Annotated in this window: 20 protein-coding genes and 1 tRNA gene; 15 read left to right on the plus strand and 6 right to left on the minus strand. The window is 58.8% G+C overall.

What is annotated here, in order from left to right; all coding sequences use genetic code 11:
• Positions 1–282: 282 nt before the first annotated feature.
• Both F8N12_RS07255 and F8N12_RS07260 read left to right on the plus strand, forming a co-directional pair.
• Complete coding sequence (locus F8N12_RS07255) at positions 283–954, plus strand: response regulator (protein ID WP_150579848.1); 672 nt, start codon at positions 283–285, stop codon at positions 952–954.
• Positions 947–2,335, plus strand: coding sequence for a sensor histidine kinase (locus F8N12_RS07260; RefSeq protein WP_150579849.1), 1,389 nt, complete (start codon positions 947–949; stop codon positions 2,333–2,335). The genes F8N12_RS07255 and F8N12_RS07260 overlap by 8 nt, the downstream gene beginning before the upstream one ends.
• An 895-nt stretch (positions 2,336–3,230) precedes the next feature.
• Here the strand turns inward: F8N12_RS07260 and F8N12_RS07265 are convergent.
• The gene (locus F8N12_RS07265; protein ID WP_150579850.1) at positions 3,231–4,052 is read right to left on the minus strand and encodes an HDOD domain-containing protein; all 822 of its coding nucleotides are present in this window, start codon (positions 4,050–4,052) and stop codon (positions 3,231–3,233) included.
• A 33-nt stretch (positions 4,053–4,085) separates the two neighbouring features.
• Positions 4,086–5,027 (minus strand): YgfZ/GcvT domain-containing protein, encoded by a 942-nt coding sequence (locus F8N12_RS07270; RefSeq protein ID WP_150579851.1) that lies wholly within the window; start codon positions 5,025–5,027, stop codon positions 4,086–4,088.
• A 148-nt stretch (positions 5,028–5,175) separates the two neighbouring features.
• Between F8N12_RS07270 and F8N12_RS07275 the strand changes: the two genes are divergently transcribed.
• Together F8N12_RS07275 and F8N12_RS07280 are read left to right on the plus strand one after the other, a co-directional pair.
• Entirely contained in the window at positions 5,176–5,430 is a 255-nt protein-coding gene (locus tag F8N12_RS07275) for a succinate dehydrogenase assembly factor 2 (protein ID WP_028624454.1), read from the plus strand.
• The gene (locus F8N12_RS07280; RefSeq protein ID WP_150579852.1) at positions 5,414–5,866 is read left to right on the plus strand and encodes a protein YgfX; all 453 of its coding nucleotides are present in this window, start codon (positions 5,414–5,416) and stop codon (positions 5,864–5,866) included. The genes F8N12_RS07275 and F8N12_RS07280 overlap by 17 nt, the downstream gene beginning before the upstream one ends.
• Here the strand turns inward: F8N12_RS07280 and nadB are convergent.
• Positions 5,835–7,451 carry an L-aspartate oxidase gene (nadB, locus tag F8N12_RS07285; protein ID WP_150579853.1) on the minus strand — a complete coding sequence of 539 codons (1,617 nt, stop codon included), beginning with the start codon at positions 7,449–7,451 and terminating at the stop codon, positions 5,835–5,837. The genes F8N12_RS07280 and nadB overlap by 32 nt on opposite strands.
• A gap of 559 nt (positions 7,452–8,010) precedes the next feature.
• Between nadB and rpoE the strand changes: the two genes are divergently transcribed.
• The 4 genes from rpoE (at position 8,011) to F8N12_RS07305 (ending at position 11,784) form a co-directional block, all read left to right on the plus strand.
• Positions 8,011–8,592 (plus strand): RNA polymerase sigma factor RpoE, encoded by a 582-nt coding sequence (rpoE, locus tag F8N12_RS07290; RefSeq protein ID WP_003172477.1) that lies wholly within the window; start codon positions 8,011–8,013, stop codon positions 8,590–8,592.
• 30 nt (positions 8,593–8,622) lie between these two features.
• On the plus strand, positions 8,623–9,210 hold the full coding sequence (locus F8N12_RS07295; RefSeq protein WP_150579854.1) for a sigma-E factor negative regulatory protein: 588 nt from the start codon (positions 8,623–8,625) through the stop codon (positions 9,208–9,210).
• Positions 9,211–9,218: 8 nt separating this feature from the next.
• Positions 9,219–10,178: a MucB/RseB C-terminal domain-containing protein gene (locus F8N12_RS07300; RefSeq protein ID WP_150579855.1), complete on the plus strand. Its 960-nt coding sequence runs from the start codon at positions 9,219–9,221 to the stop codon at positions 10,176–10,178.
• Positions 10,179–10,356: 178 nt separating this feature from the next.
• Complete coding sequence (locus F8N12_RS07305) at positions 10,357–11,784, plus strand: DegQ family serine endoprotease (protein WP_150579856.1); 1,428 nt, start codon at positions 10,357–10,359, stop codon at positions 11,782–11,784.
• Between the two features lie 66 nt (positions 11,785–11,850).
• Here the strand turns inward: F8N12_RS07305 and F8N12_RS07310 are convergent, their stop codons facing one another.
• Positions 11,851–13,284 (minus strand): M48 family metalloprotease, encoded by a 1,434-nt coding sequence (locus F8N12_RS07310; RefSeq protein WP_150579857.1) that lies wholly within the window; start codon positions 13,282–13,284, stop codon positions 11,851–11,853.
• Positions 13,285–13,381: 97 nt separating this feature from the next.
• On the opposite strand from F8N12_RS07310, the gene F8N12_RS07315 reads away from it, so the two are divergent.
• Complete coding sequence (locus F8N12_RS07315) at positions 13,382–13,621, plus strand: sulfurtransferase TusA family protein (RefSeq protein WP_090181214.1); 240 nt, start codon at positions 13,382–13,384, stop codon at positions 13,619–13,621.
• A 31-nt stretch (positions 13,622–13,652) separates the two neighbouring features.
• Positions 13,653–14,723: an AI-2E family transporter gene (locus F8N12_RS07320; protein ID WP_150579858.1), complete on the plus strand. Its 1,071-nt coding sequence runs from the start codon at positions 13,653–13,655 to the stop codon at positions 14,721–14,723.
• A 136-nt stretch (positions 14,724–14,859) separates the two neighbouring features.
• Here the strand turns inward: F8N12_RS07320 and F8N12_RS07325 are convergent, their stop codons facing one another.
• The gene (locus F8N12_RS07325; protein WP_150579859.1) at positions 14,860–15,333 is read right to left on the minus strand and encodes a peroxiredoxin; all 474 of its coding nucleotides are present in this window, start codon (positions 15,331–15,333) and stop codon (positions 14,860–14,862) included.
• Positions 15,334–15,343: 10 nt separating this feature from the next.
• Positions 15,344–15,904 (minus strand): glycine cleavage system protein R, encoded by a 561-nt coding sequence (locus F8N12_RS07330; RefSeq protein ID WP_150579860.1) that lies wholly within the window; start codon positions 15,902–15,904, stop codon positions 15,344–15,346.
• 327 nt (positions 15,905–16,231) lie between these two features.
• On the opposite strand from F8N12_RS07330, the gene dapA reads away from it, so the two are divergent.
• The 5 genes from dapA to F8N12_RS07360 all read left to right on the plus strand — a co-directional run bounded on the left by dapA (position 16,232) and on the right by F8N12_RS07360 (position 19,921).
• Positions 16,232–17,110, plus strand: coding sequence for a 4-hydroxy-tetrahydrodipicolinate synthase (gene dapA / locus F8N12_RS07340; protein ID WP_150579861.1), 879 nt, complete (start codon positions 16,232–16,234; stop codon positions 17,108–17,110).
• Positions 17,111–17,127: 17 nt separating this feature from the next.
• Positions 17,128–18,243 carry an outer membrane protein assembly factor BamC gene (gene bamC, locus F8N12_RS07345; protein WP_150579862.1) on the plus strand — a complete coding sequence of 372 codons (1,116 nt, stop codon included), beginning with the start codon at positions 17,128–17,130 and terminating at the stop codon, positions 18,241–18,243.
• 4 nt (positions 18,244–18,247) lie between these two features.
• Positions 18,248–19,006 (plus strand): MBL fold metallo-hydrolase, encoded by a 759-nt coding sequence (locus tag F8N12_RS07350; protein WP_028621870.1) that lies wholly within the window; start codon positions 18,248–18,250, stop codon positions 19,004–19,006.
• A 28-nt stretch (positions 19,007–19,034) separates the two neighbouring features.
• Complete coding sequence (purC, locus tag F8N12_RS07355) at positions 19,035–19,748, plus strand: phosphoribosylaminoimidazolesuccinocarboxamide synthase (RefSeq protein WP_150579863.1); 714 nt, start codon at positions 19,035–19,037, stop codon at positions 19,746–19,748.
• An 83-nt stretch (positions 19,749–19,831) separates the two neighbouring features.
• Positions 19,832–19,921: transfer RNA gene (locus tag F8N12_RS07360), tRNA-Ser, on the plus strand.
• Positions 19,922–20,072 lie beyond the last annotated feature (151 nt).

Genomic DNA, 20,072 nt, shown 5'->3' on the forward strand with positions numbered 1-20,072 from the left:
GCGGGCAAGCCTGAAGCTTTTGAGCCAGCATGATGCGTACCTCGTTTTATTGTTCTTATTGGCGAAAACGCTTCGTGGCGTTTTTCGGGAGCTACATTTCAGAGCACGGTTGATGCTTTGCTCAAACCATCCGTGGCCTGAATGTAACCGGCGAACCTTTCAGCAACCTTTCATTAGCCCTTCAGCGGGAGATTCGCGTTTTTCGGGCTTCACAGTGACTTACGCGGCTGTAAACTCCGCGCCAAGAATGGCGTCGACCATCCCTGAATGAGGTAAAGATCCATGCGTGTTCTGCTCGTCGAAGACCATCTGCAACTGGCCGACAGTGTCGCCCAGGCGCTCAAGAGCGCCGGTTTGACCGTGGATGTATTGCACGATGGCGTCGCGGCCGACCTGGCGTTGAGCAGCGAGGAATACGCCGTGGCGATCCTTGATGTCGGCTTGCCACGCATGGATGGTTTCGAAGTGCTGGCGCGTTTGCGGGCGCGAGGCAAAAACCTGCCAGTGCTGATGCTGACCGCGCGCAGCGACGTCAAGGACCGTGTGCATGGCCTGAACCTCGGCGCCGATGACTACCTGGCCAAGCCCTTCGAACTCACGGAACTGGAAGCCCGGGTCAAAGCACTGCTACGCCGCAGTGTGCTCGGCGGCGAACGTCAGCAGACCTGCGGCGTACTCGCTTACGATCTGGACACCCGACGCTTCACCCTCGGCGATGAATTACTCACCCTCACCTCCCGCGAGCAAGCCGTGCTTGAGGCCTTGATCGCTCGCCCTGGTCGCGTGATGAGCAAGGAGCAGCTCGCTTCGCAAGTGTTCGGCCTGGACGAAGAGGCCAGCCCCGACGCCATCGAGATCTACGTCCACCGTCTGCGCAAGAAACTCGATGGCCAGCCAGTCGCCATCGTTACCTTCCGCGGGCTCGGCTATTTGCTGGAAAGCCGCGATGCATAAGGCCAGCAGCCTGCGCTGGCGTTTACTGTGGAACCTCGCCGTTTTGCTGGTGGTGTTGATGCTTGCGAGTGGTTTGAGTGCCTACTGGAACGGTCGCGAAGCTGCCGACACTGCCTACGACCGAACCTTGCTGGCCTCCGCGCGAACCATTGCCGCCGGTCTGTCCGAGCGCGACGGCAGCCTCAGCCTCGACGTGCCGTATGTAGCGCTTGATACCTTCGCGTATGACAGCGCCGGGCGAATTTTCTATCTGGTCAACGACATCAATCAGAAGCTGATTTCCGGTTACGAAAACCTGCCGCCTCCGCCTCCGGGAACGCCGCGCACGGATAACTACCCGGCGCTGGCGCGTTTTTACGACGCGCAGTACCAAGGTCAAAACGTCCGTGTAGTCAGCCTGCTCAAACCCGTCAGCGAACCCAACATGAACGGCATGGCGGAAATCCGCGTGGCGGAAACCGATGAGGCTCGGGTAAGCATGGCGCGCAGTCTGGCTGCAGACACGTTGCTGCGACTGGGCATGCTGGCCATCGGAGCATTGTTGATGGTGTGGTTTGCGGTCAGCGCGGCATTGCGTCCGCTGGAGCGTTTGCGCACGGCAGTGGAAGAACGTCAGCCCGACGATTTGCGGCCGCTGCCACTGGTGGAAGTGCAACATGAGTTGTCGCCACTGGTCAGCGCGCTCAATCACTTTACCGAGCGGCTGCGTGGGCAGTTCGAGCGCCAGGCGCAGTTCATCGCCGATGCCGCGCATGAGTTGCGCACACCATTGGCGGCGCTCAAGGCGCGACTGGAACTGGGTTTGCGGGCGACACAAGCCGACACCTGGCGCGAGACTCTTGAGACAGCGGCACAGAACACCGATCGCCTGACACACCTGGCCAATCAATTGCTTTCGCTGGCACGGGTGGAGAACGGCGCCCGGGCCATTGCCGAGGGCGGTGCACAGTTGCTCGACCTCAGTCAGTTGGCACGCGAACTCGGCATGGCCATGGCGCCGCTCGCGCACAAGCGCGGTGTGGCGCTGGCGCTGGAGGCGGATGAGCCCGTATGGCTGCGCGGCGAGCCGACCTTGTTGAATGAACTGCTGAGCAACCTGGTAGATAACGCGCTGGCGCACACGCCACCGGGCGGCAACGTGATTCTGCGGGTGTCGACGCCAGCGGTGCTGGAAGTCGAAGATGACGGCCCGGGTATTCCGTTTGAGGAACGCGACCGGGTATTCGAGCGGTTTTATCGACGCAATCAGCAGGTCGCCGGTTCAGGGCTGGGCCTGGCCATTGTCGGCGAGATTTGCCGGGCGCATCTGGCGCAGATCAGTCTGCACGATGGCGAGCAAGCAGGCTTGATCGTGCGCGTAAGCTTTCCCGCCGGAGACTGAGCGCAAACCCGTGGTGAGGGGGCTTGCCCCCGTTGGACTGCGAAGCGGTCCCAAAATGGCTGCTGCGGTTTCGCGCAAACCTGTGGTGAGGGGGCTTGCCCCCGTTGGACTGCGAAGCGGTCCCAAAATGGCTGCTGCGGTTTCGCGCAAACCCGTGGTGAGGGGGCTTGCCCCCGTTGGACTGCGAAGCGGTCCCAAAGTGGCTGCCGGGGTTTCGCGCAAACCTGTGGTGAGGGGGCTTGCCCCAGTTGGACTGCGAAGCGGTCCCAAAATGGCTGCCGGGGTTTCGCGCAAACCCGTGGTGAGGGGGCTTGCCCCCGTTGGACTGCGAAGCGGTCCCAAAATGGCTGCTGCAGTTTCTTGAATAATTGGTTGACCGCTATCACGACTGCTTCGCAGCCGAACGGGGGCAAGCCCCCTCGCCACAGGGGCAATCATACAAAGGTGATCGAGCCCCCTCGCCACAGGGTCAATCATACAAAGGGAGCAAGCGCATCTGACGCAGATAAGTCTGCATGATGGCGAGCAAGCAGGCTTGATCGTGCGCGTAAGCTTTCCCGCCGGAGACTGAGCGCCAACCCGTGGTGAGGGGGCTTGCCCCCGTTGGACTGCGAAGCGGTCCCAAAATGGCTGCCGGGGTTTCGCGCGAACCTGTGGCGAGGGGGCTTGCCCCCGCTGGACTGCGAAGCGGTTCCAAAGTGGCTGCCGGGGTTTCGCGCGAACCTGTGGCGAGGGGGCTTGCCCCCGTTGGACTGCGAAGCGGTCCCAAAATGGCTGCTGCAGTTTCTTGAATAATTGGTTGACCGCTATCACGACTGCTTCGCAGCCGAACGGGGGCAAGCCCCCTCGCCACAGGTCGATAAAGCAAAGGTGGGCAAGCCCCCTCGCCACAGGGTCAATAAAACATTGACCGCGATTCCTCCAGGTCTCTACGCATCGCTTCGTGCTCCGCATCAATCTTCAGCTTCTTGAACGCCGGCACGCTGAACGCATCGATCCGCGCGAGGGGGTGATCGGTATTTTTGTGGCAATACAGGCTGGCGATCTGGACCAGGTCAACGTAATCGACTCGCTCGGATTCGCGCTCGAAGTCCAGGTAAAGCCCCGGAACCTTCACCAGTTTTTCCGGAAAATCCCAAACCCGCAGCAATTTTTCACCGATCACTGGATGAATCTTGTCGATCACATGGTTCAAGCTGACCGGATCCGCCAGCAGCTCATTATGGTCTTCGGCGTAAGTCAGGATCGGCAGTACGCCAATCTGATGCACCAACCCACCGAGCGCCGCCTGGTCAGGCTTGAGGTCGGTATAGCGACGGCACAAGGCGTAACTCACGCCGGCAATTTCCAGACTCTTGCGCCACACGTCGCGCATTTTATGTTCCACCACCTCGGAGCGTGCGTGGAATATCTGCTCCATCACCAGGCCGATCGCCAGATTGCTGCTGTAATTGACGCCCAGCCGCGTAATAGCGGTGTGCAGGTCGGTGACTTCCTGCGTGGCACGCAGTAGCGGGCTGTTGACGATTTTGATCAAGCGCGCTGAAAGCGCCGTATCCCGCCCGATCATTTTGCTCAGCGCGCTGACACTGATTTCCGGATCTTCCGCGGCCTTGCGAATCTGCAGGGCAACTTCCGGTAACGTAGGCAGCACCAGGTCATCATTACTGATGGCCGCAACCAAATCCTGTTGGACTTTATCCGCCAGTTCGCTCATTTCGTATCTCTAGGGATTGCGGCAAGTGCTGCATCAACGCTGGATTTCGCGATCGCGATTCAGGTCGTAAGGCAGGTCAAGCAACTGTAAAGCGGGCCCTTCGAGCGCGCGAAGGTGAATGTCACCACCCTCTGCTGCTTCGGCTTGCAGCACCGCCAGGAGTTCAATATTTCGCTCCGCGTGCGCGGCGATCACCACTTCGCCGATGGAACTGCCGTGCGAGGGCGAAAACAGCGGGGTGCCCGGCTCGGGCAATTGATCAGCGGGCAGGCTCAGCCGATACAAACGGCGCTTGAGTTTGCCCAGGTATTGCATACGCGCGACGATTTCCTGGCCGGTGTAGCAACCCTTTTTGAAGCTCACACCACCGACGGCTTGCAAATTGAGCATCTGCGGGATGAACATTTCGCGCGTCGCTGGCATCACCTGACCGATCCCTGCGCGGATCTGACCCAGCAGCCACTGGTTCAGATCGGCGCTCGCCAGTGCCGCAGACAGCTTGCTTTTGACCGCATCGGCTTGATCAGCGGGCACCCAGAGTTCCGCACGGGCCGGCGAGACGCGCACGGCAATCAGGTTGTCGTGACGCGCAACGCTGTCAGTGTCTGCCGGCAGCTCAAGACCCAGACCTGCCAGGGTGCTATCGCCCTCAACGACGCCGAACCGAACCCACGCAGCGCTTTCATCGGTGAGCTTCGATTTGGAAAATACTGCGTATTTTTTCAGGTCCGCCAGCTGCGGCTCCAGCAACTCGGTGGCCATGGCCATCAGCACGCCGTCACCCTGCAAGAGGATGCGGAAACTCGATTGCATTCGGCCTTTCTGCGTGCAGCGCGCGCCGAGGCTGGCCCGATGTTCATTCAGGTAATCGAGGTTGCAGGTCAATTGCCCTTGCAGGAATTTGCCGGCATCGGCCCCGCGGACAGCGAGTACGCCTTCGTGAGACAGGGTGCAGAAAAAAGCAGAGTCGGCCATGGGTCATCGCAGGGTAAAGAGTCTGGGGCACATCATAAGGGTGTACCCATGAAATGGGTAGTTTCCAAAGGTAGGTGATGCCCGACCAAAGCCGACTGTTCGAGGGCGTCCGGGACTGTATACTTGCCGCCTATTTGAGGAGCGCTCCATGGTCGAAGATGTTGAACTGAATCGCCTCTACTGGCACAGCCGCCGCGGCATGCTTGAGCTTGACGTATTGCTGGTGCCGTTTGTCAAAGAGGTCTATCCGCACCTCAATCAGGTTGATCGCGACTGCTATGTCCGTCTGCTCGAATGCGAAGATCAGGACATGTTCGGCTGGTTCATGGAGCGCGCCGAATCGGAAGATCCGGAGCTTCAGCGCATGGTTCGGATGATCCTGGACCGTGTTCAGCCCAAGTAATGCATTTGAATGCCGTTGGCATGCCTCGCGGCAGTTGCTGGCGGTGTATCTCCTGGCCCAGCTGTCCGCGCTGGGTGCGCTGGTTCTTCTATCGATTCCCGTCTGGGCAACTGTGCTCGGCATTTGCGCCTGCCTGGCGCATGGCGCGTGGATCCTGCCGCGCCAGATCTTGCTGACTCATCTCAAGGCCTTCACAGGGCTGCGGCGCGATGGCGATGGCTGGCAGTTATGGAGCAGGGCTTCCGGTTGGCAGCCTGTGCAGCTGAGGCCAGACAGCCTGGCCCTGCCATTGATTGTAGTGCTGCGTTTTCGGCTGAAGGGCGAGCGGCGGACCCGCTCCATCTGCGTGCCGCGCGATTCGCAGTCGGCGGATTTGCACCGTCGCTTGCGAGTTCGGCTCACGTTCAGCCGGCGTAGGTGGGCGGCACCAGAATAGTGTCGAGCGCCTCGGGCAGCATCTGCGGGTAGTCCAGCGTGTAGTGCAGACCCCGGGATTCCTTGCGTTCCATGGCCGACAGAATCATCAATTCGGCGACCTGAGCCAGGTTGCGCAGCTCGATCAAATCCCGGCTCACTTTATAGTTGCTGTAGAACTCGTCGATCTCATCCAGCAGCAGGCGCACGCGATGTTGTGCCCGTTGCAAACGCTTGTTGGTGCGCACGATGCCCACGTAGTCCCACATGAACCGCCGCAATTCATCCCAGTTGTGCGCAATGATCACGTCTTCGTCCGAATCGGTAACCTGGCTCGCATCCCAGACTGGCAGCGCGACGGGCGTTGCGATCTGCGGCAATTGCTCAAGTATGTCGGCTGCCGCGGAACGGGCGTAGACGAAACATTCCAGCAGCGAGTTGCTGGCCATTCGGTTTGCACCGTGCAAACCAGTGAAGCTGGTCTCACCGATGGCGTAGAGGCCAGGCACATCAGTGCGGCCCTGCTGGTTCACCATCACCCCGCCGCAGGTGTAATGGGCCGCTGGAACCACCGGAATGGGTTGTCTGGTGATGTCGATGGAAAATTCGAGGCAGCGTTCATACACCGTCGGGAAGTGCGTCTTGATGAAGTCTTCAGGTTTGTGGCTGATGTCCAGGTAAACACAGTCGATGCCGAGGCGCTTCATTTCATGGTCGATCGCGCGGGCGACGATATCGCGGGGTGCGAGCTCGGCACGCGAGTCGAAACGCTGCATGAAGCGTTCGCCGTTGGGCAGCTTCAAATGCGCGCCTTCCCCGCGCAAGGCTTCGGTCACCAGAAAACTCTTGGCCTGAGGGTGATACAGGCAAGTAGGGTGGAACTGATTGAATTCCAGATTCGCCACTCGGCAGCCCGAGCGCCAGGCCATGGCGATGCCATCACCGCATGCGCCATCGGGATTGCTGGTATAGAGATAGACCTTGGCGGCGCCGCCGGAGGCGAGGATGACGAATCGGGCACCGTAGGTGTCCACCTCGCCAGTGCCGCGATTGAGAACGTAGGCGCCAAGACAACGCTCGCCTTCCATGCCCAGTCGTTTTTCGGTGATCAGGTCGACAGCAACCCGCTGTTCCAGCAGCTCTATGTTAGGACGCTGTTTTGCCTTGTCGAGCAAGGTTTTGAAGATTGCCGCGCCCGTGGCATCGGCGGCGTGAATAATGCGCCGGTGACTGTGACCGCCCTCACGGGTCAGGTGAAACTCGAATCCGCCGTCCTCGGTGCCGGACTGTTCATCACGGGTGAAAGGCACCCCCTGGTCGATGAGCCACTGAATCGCTTCCTTACTGTGCTCGACCGTGAAACGTACGGCCTCTTCGTGGCACAGACCTGCGCCGGCGTTCAGGGTGTCATCGACGTGGGATTCCACGGTGTCAGTATCGTCAAGGACGGCGGCAACTCCGCCCTGCGCCCAGAACGTCGAGCCATTGGCGAGGTCGCCCTTGCTCAGTACTGCGATGCGCAAATGACCCGGCAAGGTCAGCGCGAGGCTCAAGCCGGCAGCGCCGCTGCCTATTACCAGGACATCGTGTTGGAACTGTTGGCTCATTTCGAAATTCCGCTCAAAGCGACCCGAATCCGGGTTGGCGCACGACTAATGTAACGGCTTGGCAACGCAACCACACAGCCCACTAGTATATAGAGGGGGGGAGCGGCACAATAGCCGGGCACATATGGCAATGTGAAACTACGATGAACTGAAAATGGTCGACGCTTCGTCGGATGCTTTTTCAGCCGATTCGGCGACACGGCGACTGTATCGTGGATTTAACACTGATTTCCGCTCAAGGTTGCACACTGTAGCGCGGACACGGCTAGAAATATTTGGAACTTTTGCCAAAGGCCCAAGATCAATAGACCGTTGCCTGAATCAAGGGACAGCATCGGGTTTACGTGCGGGGTTGTGATTTGATCCTCGCCGCCGATCCGATGACAAGATTATTCGCGCAGTCGGATTGTTCCGAGCTGCGCTTTTCGTGCGTGCCAAAACAGAGCCCGCAGGAAACTTGCTTGGAAGGGGGAGAACTTTTGCGAAAAGCCCGAGTCTATGTTTGCAAGTCTGGTCGTTTAGTTATGCAAGCCTCCTCCGAGCTTATCGAGGAGAGTTCATGCTAACCCAGGAAGAGGATCAGCAGCTGGTTGAACGCGTGCAGCGCGGTGACAAGCGAGCTTTCGATCTGCTAGTGCTGAAATACCAGCACAAAATTCTCGGGTTGATCGTGCGTTTTGTGCACGACACCCATGAAGCCCAGGATGTGGCGCAGGAAGCCTTTATCAAGGCGTATCGTGCGCTGGGAAATTTTCGCGGAGACAGCGCGTTTTACACGTGGCTCTACCGCATCGCCATCAACACGGCGAAAAACTATCTGGTTTCACGCGGCCGCCGGCCGCCGGATAGTGATGTCAGTTCTGAAGACGCGGAATTTTATGATGGCGATCATGGCCTCAAGGATCTCGAATCGCCAGAACGTGCATTACTGCGGGATGAGATCGAAGGAACTGTCCATCGAACCATCCAGCAACTGCCAGAAGATTTGCGTACGGCCTTAACTTTACGTGAATTTGATGGTCTGAGTTACGAGGACATTGCGAGCGTCATGCAATGTCCGGTGGGTACCGTGCGCTCCCGGATTTTCCGCGCTCGGGAGGCCATCGATAAAGCCCTGCAACCGTTGTTGCAGGAAAACTGAGACAGCGGCGATAGCCAAGAGAGGAACGCCATGAGTCGTGAAGCCCTGCAGGAATCGCTGTCCGCAGTGATGGATAACGAAGCGGACGAACTGGAACTGCGTCGAGTGCTTAATGCCTTTGACGATGTTGAAACCCGTGAAACGTGGGCTCGTTATCAAATCGCTCGGGCAGTAATGCACAAGGACTTGCTGCTTCCACGTCTGGACATTGCTGCGGCAGTTTCTGCTGCGCTTGCCGACGAAGCCGTACCGGCAAAAGCCACCCGTGGTCCATGGCGTAGCCTGGGTCGTCTGGCAGTTGCTGCCTCGGTGACCGTTGCTGTTTTGGCTGGTGTTCGTCTGTACAACCAGGATGAGATCGCGGGTGTCGAGCTTGCTCAGCAGTCCACTCAACCAGGTCTTGCCACTCCGCAGGTAAAAGGCCCGGCAGTACTGGCTGGCTACAGCGAGAGTTCGGAAGCCACTGGCCCTATGGCCAACGGCGTTCTGCAAGGGCAGCCGGGCTGGCATGATCAGCGTCTGCCGAGCTATCTGCGTCAGCATGCGCAACAGGCTGCGCTGAAAGGTACCGAGAGCGCTCTGCCTTACGCCCGCGCTGCAAGCCTGGAAAACCGTTAAGGAGGATCATGCGCGCCATACCTCTACTTACGCTTCTGCTCGGTGGCTGGTTCGTTGTTCCAGCCCATGCCGACGAAGCTCAGGACTGGTTGACTCGTCTTGGTCACGCCGAGCAAGAGCAAAGCTTTCAAGGCACCTTCGTTTACGAGCGTAGTGGCAGTTTCTCAACCCACAACATCTGGCATCGTGTTCAAGGTGGCAAGGTCAGCGAGCGTTTGCTCCAGCTCGATGGATCTGCGCAGGAAGTCGTACGCATTGACGGACTCACTCAATGTGTCAGCGGCACCCTGATCGCCGGCCTCGGGGATTCTCCCAGCGCTGCAGCCCGGGCGCTCGATCCCAAAAAACTCAAAAACTGGTATGACCTCGCTGTCATCGGCAAATCCCGCGTGGCCGGTCGCCCGGCAGTCATCATTGCACTGACGCCGAGGGATCAGCATCGTTATGGCTTTGAGTTACACCTGGATAAAGAAACCGGTCTGCCCCTCAAGTCATTGTTGCTGAATGACAAAGGGCAGTTGCTGGAGCGGTTCCAGTTCACTCGACTCGAGACAGCGGGTGTGCCTTCCGAGAAGGATTTGCGTCCGGGGGCCGATTGCAAGGCGGTTGCCATCAATACCAGCAAGGCGTCGGCGGAGAAAGTCGCGCAAGCCTGGCGTTCAGACTGGCTGCCCCCTGGCTTCGAGCTGATTAACAGCACTGCCCACAAGGATGCGTCGACCAAGGCTCAGGTCAACAGTTTGATGTATGACGATGGCCTGGCCCGGTTCTCGGTGTTTCTTGAACCGTTGAATGGTGCCACCGTTACCGATACCCGCACTCAGTTGGGGCCTACGGTTGCGGTCTCTCGGCGTCTGACGACCCCGCAAGGCGAAATGATGGTGACCGTCGTTGGTGAAATACCGGTCGGTACCGCTGAGCGTATTGCGTTGTCCATGCGTAAAGATGCTGCCACCACCACGCAGTGAGTCGATATCGAAATGTTTGGTGAGCATTTCAGTTTGCAAATCCCACCCAATTTTCTTATAGGTCAGAGCCTCTCGGCTCTGGCCTTGTTTTTTGTTCCCGGAACAAAAATACCGGCGTATCGTTCCGGTGTTCCTTTGCTCCATATCGCTCAACCCTGCTCGTCGTAACGGGAGCCGTATGTCGATAACACGCTTGAAATCTTACCTTTCCATCTTTGCCACTGTGCTGGTGCTCGGTCAGGCGGTCGCTGTCCAAGCGGTCGAACTGCCAGACTTCACGCAACTGGTCGAACAGGCCTCCCCTGCAGTGGTCAACATCAGTACCACGCAGAAACTTCCGGACCGCAAGGTCAATCAGCAGATGCCCGATCTTGAAGGCTTGCCGCCAATGCTGCGCGAGTTCTTCGAACGAGGCATGCCGCCGCAATCCCGCTCGCCTCGTGGCGATCGTCAGCGCGAAGCTCAATCCCTGGGATCGGGTTTCATCATCTCGCCAGACGGCTATATTCTGACCAATAACCATGTGATCGCCGACGCCGACGAAATTCTCGTCCGTCTGGCCGATCGCAGCGAATTGAAAGCCAAACTGGTAGGCACTGACCCGCGTTCCGATGTGGCATTGCTGAAAATCGAAGGCAAAGACCTGCCGGTGCTCAAGCTCGGCAAATCCCAGGACCTCAAGGCCGGGCAGTGGGTTGTGGCAATCGGCTCTCCGTTTGGTTTCGACCATACCGTGACTCAAGGCATCGTCAGTGCCATTGGTCGCAGTCTGCCTAACGAAAACTACGTGCCGTTCATTCAGACAGACGTACCGATCAACCCGGGCAACTCCGGTGGTCCGCTGTTTAACCTGGCGGGCGAAGTGGTCGGCATCAACTCGCAGATCTACACCCGTTCCGGCGGCTTCATGGGCGTTTCGTTCGCGATCCCTATCGATGTCGCGCTGGATGTTTCCAATCAGTTGAAAACGGGTGGCAAGGTCAGCCGCGGCTGGTTGGGCGTTGTGATCCAGGAAGTCAGCAAGGACCTGGCCGAGTCATTCGGGCTGGATAAGCCGGCCGGTGCACTGGTTGCGCAAATTCAGGACGACGGGCCGGCGGCCAAAGGTGGTCTGCAAGTCGGGGACGTGATCCTGAGCATGAATGGTCAGGCGATCGTCATGTCCGCTGATCTTCCTCACCTCGTTGGCGCACTCAAGGCAGGCTCGAAAGCCAATCTGGAAGTGATCCGTGAAGGCAAGCGCAAGAATGTCGAGCTGACGGTTGGCACAATTCCCGAAGATGGCGACGACCAGAGTTCGTTGGCCAAATCCGGTGCCGAGCGTAGCAGTAATCGGTTGGGCGTTGCGGTGGCCGAGCTGACCGACGAACAGAAGAAAACCTACGACCTGAAAGGCGGCGTGGTCATCAAGGAAGTGCAGGACGGTCCTGCTTCCCAGATTGGCCTGCAGCCCGGCGACGTGATCACTCACCTGAACAACCAGGCGATTGGCTCTCCCAAGGAGTTCACCGACATCGCCAAGGCGTTGCCGAAGAACCGCTCGGTGTCAATGCGGGTTCTGCGTCAGGGTCGGGCCAGCTTCATCACCTTCAAGCTGGCTGAATAGTCCGGTTGAAAGCTGAATAAAAAACCGCCTCGATTGAGGCGGTTTTTTTGTGTCTGCGCAAAAGCGTCAGCCCATCATGTCCTTGACCATGCGCTCCTGCTCCATCAGCTCGCGTTGACGCGCATCGATGCGTGAAGACAGCGGAAAGTTGGTGCCGGCCTTACGTTTGGCGAAGTCCAGTTGCTGGATCGCCTGGCGATAATCACCGACCAGCGCAAAGTACTCGGCACGGGCCTGATGCAGGCCGATGATATTGCCTGACAGGCCGCGTGTTTCCGCAACCATGTACCAGACGTCCGGGTCATCCGGCCGGCTCTTGAGCAAGCTCTCCAGCGCTTTCTCGGCTTCCGGTGCACGGTTCTGCTTGAGCAGCAGATCCACCCGCACCGAATTCAACGGATAATTGCCTGGATACATCGTCAGCAAGCGGTCGACCCGTGATTGTGCATCGGGCAGACGGTTGTTGGTGATGTCGAGATCGACCTGCGCGAGGTTGTAGATAATCTCGTTGGGTGACTTGAGCAGCAGCGCCTTGAGGTTTTCTCGAGCTTCGTTCAACTGTCCGCCCTTGATCTGGGCGATGGCAAGGCCATAACGGGCCACATCGTTTTTCGGGTTTTCATCGAGTTGCGCACGGAAGCGCTTGGCGCCCAGCCCCGGTGTTTCTTCGTAGATCAGTTGCACCCGCGCACGAATCAACTGGTAGCGCACGGTGTCTTCGATGCCGCCTGACTTGGCCAATTCGGCGCGGTTGCGCGTGTCGGCTATTCGCGACTCGGTCACCGGGTGGGTCAGCAGAAATTCCGGCGGTTTGGCATCGAAGCGGTACTGACGGGACAATCGCTCGAACATGGTCGGCATCGAGCGCGGGTCATACCCGGCTTTTTCGAGGTTGAGGAGGCCGACACGATCCGCCTCCTGCTCGTTCTGGCGCGAGAAGCGTCGTTGTTCCTGGATGGCCGCTGCCTGCGAGCCGGCAATCGCTGCGATCCCGGCATCACCAGCACCGGCGGCAGCGATCACGATCCCGGCCAGCAGCGCAGCCATCATCGGCACCTGCATGCGCTGTTGCGCTTCAATGCCGCGGGCGAAGTGCCGTTGCGACAAGTGGGCCAGTTCATGAGCCATTACCGAGGCGTATTCGCCTTCGGTCTGGGCATTCAGGAACAGTCCGCCGTTGACCCCGATTATCCCGCCCGGCGCCGCAAACGCGTTCAGCTGCGGACTGTTGATCAGAATGAATTCGAGGCGTCGGTCATTGACCTGACTGGTCTCCACCAGTCGATAAACACTGGATTCGACATAGTCCTTGAGTTGCGGGTCGTTGAGTTGCGATACCTGACTGCGCAAAAGCGCCAGCCAGGCTCGACCCAGTTGATATTCCTGTTGCGGCGAGACGATGGCAGAACTGGCGTCGCCGAGTGACGGCAGGTCGTCGGCGAAGCTCGGTGAGGCGAGCAGGCAAGCGAGCGTCAGCAGGGTAGGGCGCAAAAAAGTCATGCACAAAGCCTTAGTCGACAAAGACCTTACTGTAGCCGGACAGTACGCCCGGGACCAGATATTCTAAGCGCCTCGACCCCCGACCCGGAGTGATTCAATGACCGACGCTGTAGCCCATGACGCTGAACTCGACGCCAGCGGCCTGAATTGCCCACTGCCATTATTGAAGGCCAAGCTTGAACTCAATCGCTTGGCCAGCGGCGCGGTGCTCAAGGTTACCGCCACCGATGCGGGCTCCCAGCGCGACTTCCGCACCTTCGCCCGCCTGGCCGGTCATACGCTGCTGCGTGAAGAAGACGAGGCGGGCATCTACCGTTACTGGTTGAAAAAAGCCTGAGACCCGCAGCGTTCGTGAATAAGGATTATTGATGTTCAAAGTATTACGCGACTGGATCCAGCGCTATTTCTCCGATGAGGAGGCAGTGGTGCTGGCGGTCCTGCTGGTTCTGGCATTTACCGCCGTGCTGACCCTCGGCGGCATGCTGGCGCCTGTGCTTGCCGGAATGGTCCTTGCCTATCTGATGCAGGGTCTGGTGGTGACACTCGAGCGTCTGCGCATGCCGGGCGGCGTGGCGGTGGGCCTGGTGTTCGCATTGTTCATGAGCGTGCTGATGGTGTTCATTGTGGTTGTGGTGCCGTTGCTGTGGCATCAGTTGATCACGCTGTTCAACGAATTGCCCGGGATGCTCGCCAAATGGCAGTCGCTGTTGTTGCTGCTGCCCGAGCGTTACCCGCATCTGGTATCGGATGAACAGGTGCTGCGCGCCATCGAAGTGGCGAGGGGCGAGATCGGCAATTTTGGTCAATGGGCGCTGACGTTCTCACTGTCGAGCCTGCCGCTGCTGGTCAATATCATGATCTACCTCGTGCTGGTGCCGATCCTGGTGTTCTTCTTTCTCAAGGATCGGCAGATCATCGGCGAATGGGTGCGCGGGTATCTGCCGCGCGAGCGCGCGCTGATCACTCGGGTCGCGCATGAGATGAACCGGCAGATTGCCAATTACATTCGCGGCAAAGTCATCGAAATCTTTATTTGTGGCGGGGCGACTTACATTGGTTTTGTGGTGCTCGGGCTCAACTATGCGGCGCTGTTGGCATTGCTGGTGGGCGTGTCGGTGGTGGTGCCCTATGTCGGCGCAGTGGTAGTGACCGTGCCGGTGCTGCTGATCGCGCTGTTCCAGTGGGGCTGGAGCGATCAGTTCATTTATCTGATGGCGGTCTACGGAATCATTCAGGTGCTGGATGGCAACGTGCTGGTGCCGTTGCTGTTTTCGGAAGCGGTGAACCTGCACCCGGTCGCGATTATCTGCGCGGTGCTGTTGTTTGGCGGTTTGTGGGGGTTCTGGGGGGTGTTCTTTGCGATTCCGCTGGCGACCCTGTTCAAGGCTGTGCTTGATGCGTGGCCGCGCAAGGAACCGGTGGTGGCGCCGCTGCTGTAAGGTCAGGATTCTGCGGTGAGGCCTATGGCCTCTTCGCCAGCAGGCTGGCTCCCACATGAATCGCGTCTGTCTGGATAACGCGGTCAACTGTGGGAGCCAGCCTGCTGGCGATAGCGTCCGAGAGGGCGCTACAGAATCAAGCCTTATCCAGCGCCTGAGCCGCCGCCAACACTGCATCCACATGCCCCGGCACTTTCACGCCACGCCATTCCTGGCGCAGCAAGCCATCCTTGTCGATGAGGAATGTGCTGCGATCAACGCCCATATATTCCTTGCCATACAACTTCTTCAGCTTGATCACATCGAACAACTGACACAGCGCTTCTTCTTTGTCGCTGATCAATTCAAATGTGAACGCCTGCTTGGCCTTGAAGTTCTCATGGGACTTGAGGCTGTCGCGAGAAACGCCGAAAACTTCGGTGTTCGCCGCTTTGAACGCGTCCAGATGATCGCGAAAACCCTGACCCTGGGTCGTGCAACCCGGCGTGCTGTCCTTCGGATAAAAGTAGATCACCACCTGCTTGCCTTTGAGGCTCGCGAGGCTGACGGTCTGCCCGCTGGTGGCAGGTGCTTCAAAGTCGGCAACCGGTTGGTCGATGGCAACGGCCATTAAAGCTTCCTTACATTGGGTTCTGTGGGCGCCACGGTTCGATCAGCGCGTCAAGGTTCAGCGCGTCGGCGAAATCCAGGAACTGATCGCGCAGCCAGCTGATCTGCACGCCCGCCGGCAACGTCACGGTAAACGTGGCGTTGAGCATGGTGCCGCCGGTTTGCGGCGCCTGATAAGTGTCGCAGGTCAGATTTTCCAGTTCGACGTTATGGTCCATGAAAAACTGACACAGCTCGTTGATGATGTCCGAGCGGTAGGCCGAGCTGACGTAGGCGACGTAAGGCAGTGCCTGAGGACGATTTTCCAGGGCTGCGCTGCGTACCACGTTGACGGTGAAAGCGTGTTTCTTGGCCAGGGTCGGCAGGCTGCCTTCAAGGCGCGCCAGCGCGTCCCAGCTTCCTGAAATCTCCAGGACCAGCGCACTGCACTCGCCATGACGGGTCAGGCGGGAAGTGACAACGGCGCAGCGGTTTTCATGGCTGGCGCGGCACAGGACGTTAGTCAGCTCCATGGGGTTGGCGCCGAGGGCACTGATGACAAGGAATTGTTCGCGGACTGTGGGGGTGGACATGCAGCATTCCTAAAGCGATGAGCGGTCGGTAGATGAGGAGCATCGGTTGCCGGGGAACGCCTGCGCAGGTCCGAGCAGAAAACCCCGGTCGTGCATCGTGACTTGCTCCAATAATGGCAGGAGCGCGCTGATACGACGCTGGCACGGGGCCTGGAAGACCAAAAAGGGAGGCTGTAAACCGACTAACACGCTGATCAGTACCGATCAAAGTCTGAAGGGTAGCGAAAAGCAACGCCGAGGGGAATGGCGGCGGCGCAGTACTTTGCTTGTGCAAGCATCTTGGCGCCAGTACCATTACCGCTCTCTTTTTCCGGCAGGAGCGGTTTCATGATTGCGGGCAGTATGGTGGCACTGGTCACTCCCATGGATGCACAAGGGTGTCTTGACTGGGACAGCCTCAGCAAACTCGTGGACTTCCACCTTGAAAACGGCACCCATGCCATCGTCGCGGTCGGCACCACTGGCGAGTCGGCAACTCTTGATGTGCAAGAGCACATTGAAGTCATCCGCGCCGTGGTCAAACAGGTCAACGGGCGTATTCCGGTCATCGCCGGCACCGGTGCCAATTCGACCCGCGAAGCCGTCGAGCTGACCCGCAACGCCAAGGAAGCCGGGGCTGACGCTTGCCTGCTGGTTGTTCCTTATTACAACAAACCCACTCAGGAAGGTTTGTACCAGCACTTCAAGCACATCGCTGAAGCGGTCGACATTCCACAGATTCTCTACAACGTTCCCGGCCGCACCTCCTGCGACATGCAGGCCGAGACCGTGATTCGCCTGTCCACCGTGCCGAACATCATCGGTATCAAGGAAGCCACCGGCGACCTGAAGCGTGCCAAGGCAATCATCGATGGCGTGAGCAAGGATTTCATCGTGCTGTCCGGCGATGATCCGACCGCTGTCGAACTGATCCTGCTGGGTGGCAAGGGCAACATTTCCGTCACCGCCAACGTCGCTCCGCGCGAAATGGCCGACCTGTGCGAGGCCGCGCTCAAGGGCGACGCCGATACCGCGCGGGCCATAAACGAAAAACTGATGCCGCTGCACAAAGACCTGTTCATCGAAGCCAACCCGATTCCGGTGAAATGGGCTTTGGTCGAAATGGGCCTGATGCACGAAGGCATTCGCCTGCCGCTGACCTGGCTGAGCGCACCTTGTCATGAAACGCTTCGCACGGCCCTGCGCCAGTGCAGCGTCCTGGTTTAATTGAGGAAATACGACGCATGAAGCGATTGGCCGGACTTTCCGCACTTGCCTTGATTATCTCCAGCACCAGTGGCTGCGGATGGGTCTGGGGCCCGGAAGGTTATTTCCGTGACCGTGGTAGCGACTACCTGGAAGCGCAACAGACTGCACCCATGCAATTGCCGACGGACGTGAGCACAGCCAAACGTCTGGATCCATTGTTGCCGATCCCGCGCAACGTGGCCGACGACAGCGTCAAGGGTGAATACATTGTGCCGCGTCCGCAGCCGATGACCGCAGGCGCCGACGCCAGCGCCTACTCGCTGCAGAAGAGCGGTGATACTCGCTGGATCGTCGCGCAAAATCCTCCTGCCGAAATCTGGCCAGTGGCTGTGCAATTCTTCCAGGACAACGGCTTCCGTCTGGATGAGCAGCGCCCGCAGACCGGGGAATTCACCACCACCTGGCAGCACTCTGACGAGCTGTCCGCCGCCATGGCCAAGCGCCTGGGCGCCGCCGGCGTCAGCAGCGACAGCGAAGTGCGGGCTCGTGTTCGCATCGAGCCGGGTGTGCAGCGCAACACCAGTGAAATCTACGTGGTGACCGCCGAACGTCCCGCCGGCAGCACGGCCGATGTCGCCTTCACCAACCGTTCGGTCAACACCGGCCTCGACGCGGCACTGGTCGACGACATGCTCGCGAGCATGAGCAGTACCTCCGAGCAGGGCGGTTCGGTGTCGATGCTGGCTTCGCGTGATTTCGATACGCCAAGTCGTGTCAGCCTGAGCGAAGACGGCAGCGGCAACCCGGTTCTGAACGTCGGTCCTGATCTGGATCGCGCCTGGTCGAGCGTGGGTCGTGCACTGGAACAGGGTGAATGGCGCGTTGAAGACATCAACCGCAGCCTGGGTCTGTACTACATCAACCTCGCCGAAAAAGCCGAGAAAGCCGACGACAAACCCGGCTTCTTCAGCAGCCTGTTTGGCAGTGCGCCGAACAAGGAAGAAGTTGAAGCGCGCGCCGAGCGTTATCAGGTTCGCCTGAGCAAGGTGGGTGAAAACGTCCAGGTCACCGTCGAGAAAAACATCAACACCGTGGCGCCGGCTGACGTAGCGCGCAAAGTGTTGAGCGTGATTCAGGACAATCTGGGCTGATCACATGCGTTTTGCCGTTCTCGGCAGCGGTAGCCAAGGGAATGGCACGCTGATAGCCAGTGCTGATACGTACGTGCTGGTGGATTGTGGATTCTCCCTGCGGGAAACCGAAAAACGCTTGCTGCGCCTGGGTGTTCACCCTGCGCAGTTGAGCGCGATACTCGTGACCCACGAGCATGCCGATCACGTGCATGGCGTGGGCTTACTGTCTCGGCGCTACAATCTGCCTGTGTATCTCAGCCGCGGCACCCTGCGCGGGATGCGCAAACCGATTGAACCGGCCGGCCTGCTCGCAGGCGGCGAGCAACTTCAGATCGGCAGCCTGGACATCGGCGTCATTGCGGTGGCCCATGATGCACAGGAGCCGACGCAATATGTGTTCAGTGACGGTGAGCGGCGCTTCGGCCTGCTGACTGATCTCGGCTCTTATTGCGACAGAGTGTTAAACGGCTATCGTGACCTCGATGCGTTGATGATCGAGTCCAACCATTGCCGTGACATGCTGGCGCGCGGTCATTACCCCTACTTTCTCAAGCAGCGGGTGGGCGGTGAACACGGACATCTGAACAACCATCAGGCAGCATTCCTGGTGGCCGAGTTGGGCTGGCAAGGCCTGCAACACCTGGTCCTGGCCCACCTGAGCAGCAAGAACAACCTGCCGCAGCTGGCCCGGCAATGTTTTGTCGACACCCTCGGGTGCGACCCGGACTGGCTGCAACTGGCCGATCAAGATTCAGGGCTCGACTGGCGCCACATCGCCTAGCCCACCTACTTAGCAAGCGGAGCCCATCATGGAAAAACGTGAAGAACTCTACCGCGGCAAAGCCAAATCGGTTTACACCACCGACGACGCTGACCGCTTGATCCTGCTGTTTCGCAACGACACCTCGGCGTTCGACGGCAAACGCATCGAGCAGCTCGATCGCAAAGGCATGGTGAACAACAAGTTCAACGCCTTCATCATGCAGAAACTCGAAGCCGCCGGCGTACCGACCCAGTTCGATAAATTGCTGGGCGACAACGAATGCCTGGTGAAAAAACTCGACATGATCCCGGTCGAATGCGTTGTACGTAATTACGCAGCGGGCAGCCTGGTCAAGCGCCTGGGCGTTGAAGAAGGCATCAAGCTCAACCCTTACACCTTCGAGCTGTTCCTGAAGGACGACGCCAAGGGCGACCCGTTCATCAACGAATCTCACGTCGTGGCGTTCGGTTGGGGCACTGCCGAGCAGCTCGTGCGCATGAAAGAACTGTCGCTCAAGGTCAACGAAGTACTGAGCAAACTGTTCGACGACGCCGGCCTGCTGCTGGTCGACTTCAAGCTTGAGTTCGGCGTGTTCTCGGACGGCTCTATCGTCCTGGGTGACGAGTTCAGCCCGGACGGCTGCCGTCTGTGGGACAAGGCCACCGGCAAGAAAATGGACAAGGACCGCTTCCGTCAGGGCCTCGGTGACGTCATCGAAGCCTACGAAGAAGTCGCCAATCGTCTGGGCGTACCGCTTTAATCGACGCAAGCATCTGATAGCACAGAAATATTTCGCTCAGGGGGTTCGCTTCCGGCAAAAGTGTTGTTATGATGCGCGCCGTTGGAGAGATGCCAGAGTGGCCGAATGGGACGGATTCGAAATCCGTTGTACCTTCACCGGTACCTAGGGTTCGAATCCCTATCTCTCCGCCATTATTTGAAAAGCCTCGTAAGTCTTTGATTTGCGGGGCTTTTTTGTGTCTGTTGTTTTTGTTGTTTGACCACTCAGTTTGACCACTCAATCTGTCCCCATTTTTCCTTCCGTCACGGGCTTTGTAAACTTATCCCCTGTGTGGCACTGTGC

Source organism: Pseudomonas fluorescens (genome assembly GCF_902497625.1).
In the GTDB taxonomy this organism is placed as follows: Bacteria; Pseudomonadota; Gammaproteobacteria; order Pseudomonadales; family Pseudomonadaceae; genus Aquipseudomonas; species Aquipseudomonas fluorescens_BQ.

Coding starts and splice junctions, on each gene's coding strand:
- F8N12_RS07275 (WP_028624454.1), top strand. CDS start 5,176: ATGGTCGAAGATGTTGAACTGAATCGCCTCTACTGGCACAGCCGCCGC.
- F8N12_RS07295 (WP_150579854.1), top strand. CDS start 8,623: ATGAGTCGTGAAGCCCTGCAGGAATCGCTGTCCGCAGTGATGGATAAC.
- F8N12_RS07300 (WP_150579855.1), top strand. CDS start 9,219: ATGCGCGCCATACCTCTACTTACGCTTCTGCTCGGTGGCTGGTTCGTT.
- F8N12_RS07320 (WP_150579858.1), top strand. CDS start 13,653: ATGTTCAAAGTATTACGCGACTGGATCCAGCGCTATTTCTCCGATGAG.
- bamC (WP_150579862.1), top strand. CDS start 17,128: ATGAAGCGATTGGCCGGACTTTCCGCACTTGCCTTGATTATCTCCAGC.
- F8N12_RS07305 (WP_150579856.1), top strand. CDS start 10,357: ATGTCGATAACACGCTTGAAATCTTACCTTTCCATCTTTGCCACTGTG.
- nadB (WP_150579853.1), bottom strand. CDS start 7,451: ATGAGCCAACAGTTCCAACACGATGTCCTGGTAATAGGCAGCGGCGCT.
- F8N12_RS07270 (WP_150579851.1), bottom strand. CDS start 5,027: ATGGCCGACTCTGCTTTTTTCTGCACCCTGTCTCACGAAGGCGTACTC.
- dapA (WP_150579861.1), top strand. CDS start 16,232: ATGATTGCGGGCAGTATGGTGGCACTGGTCACTCCCATGGATGCACAA.
- rpoE (WP_003172477.1), top strand. CDS start 8,011: ATGCTAACCCAGGAAGAGGATCAGCAGCTGGTTGAACGCGTGCAGCGC.
- F8N12_RS07325 (WP_150579859.1), bottom strand. CDS start 15,333: ATGGCCGTTGCCATCGACCAACCGGTTGCCGACTTTGAAGCACCTGCC.
- F8N12_RS07315 (WP_090181214.1), top strand. CDS start 13,382: ATGACCGACGCTGTAGCCCATGACGCTGAACTCGACGCCAGCGGCCTG.
- F8N12_RS07330 (WP_150579860.1), bottom strand. CDS start 15,904: ATGTCCACCCCCACAGTCCGCGAACAATTCCTTGTCATCAGTGCCCTC.
- F8N12_RS07310 (WP_150579857.1), bottom strand. CDS start 13,284: ATGACTTTTTTGCGCCCTACCCTGCTGACGCTCGCTTGCCTGCTCGCC.
- F8N12_RS07255 (WP_150579848.1), top strand. CDS start 283: ATGCGTGTTCTGCTCGTCGAAGACCATCTGCAACTGGCCGACAGTGTC.
- F8N12_RS07350 (WP_028621870.1), top strand. CDS start 18,248: ATGCGTTTTGCCGTTCTCGGCAGCGGTAGCCAAGGGAATGGCACGCTG.
- F8N12_RS07260 (WP_150579849.1), top strand. CDS start 947: ATGCATAAGGCCAGCAGCCTGCGCTGGCGTTTACTGTGGAACCTCGCC.
- purC (WP_150579863.1), top strand. CDS start 19,035: ATGGAAAAACGTGAAGAACTCTACCGCGGCAAAGCCAAATCGGTTTAC.
- F8N12_RS07265 (WP_150579850.1), bottom strand. CDS start 4,052: ATGAGCGAACTGGCGGATAAAGTCCAACAGGATTTGGTTGCGGCCATC.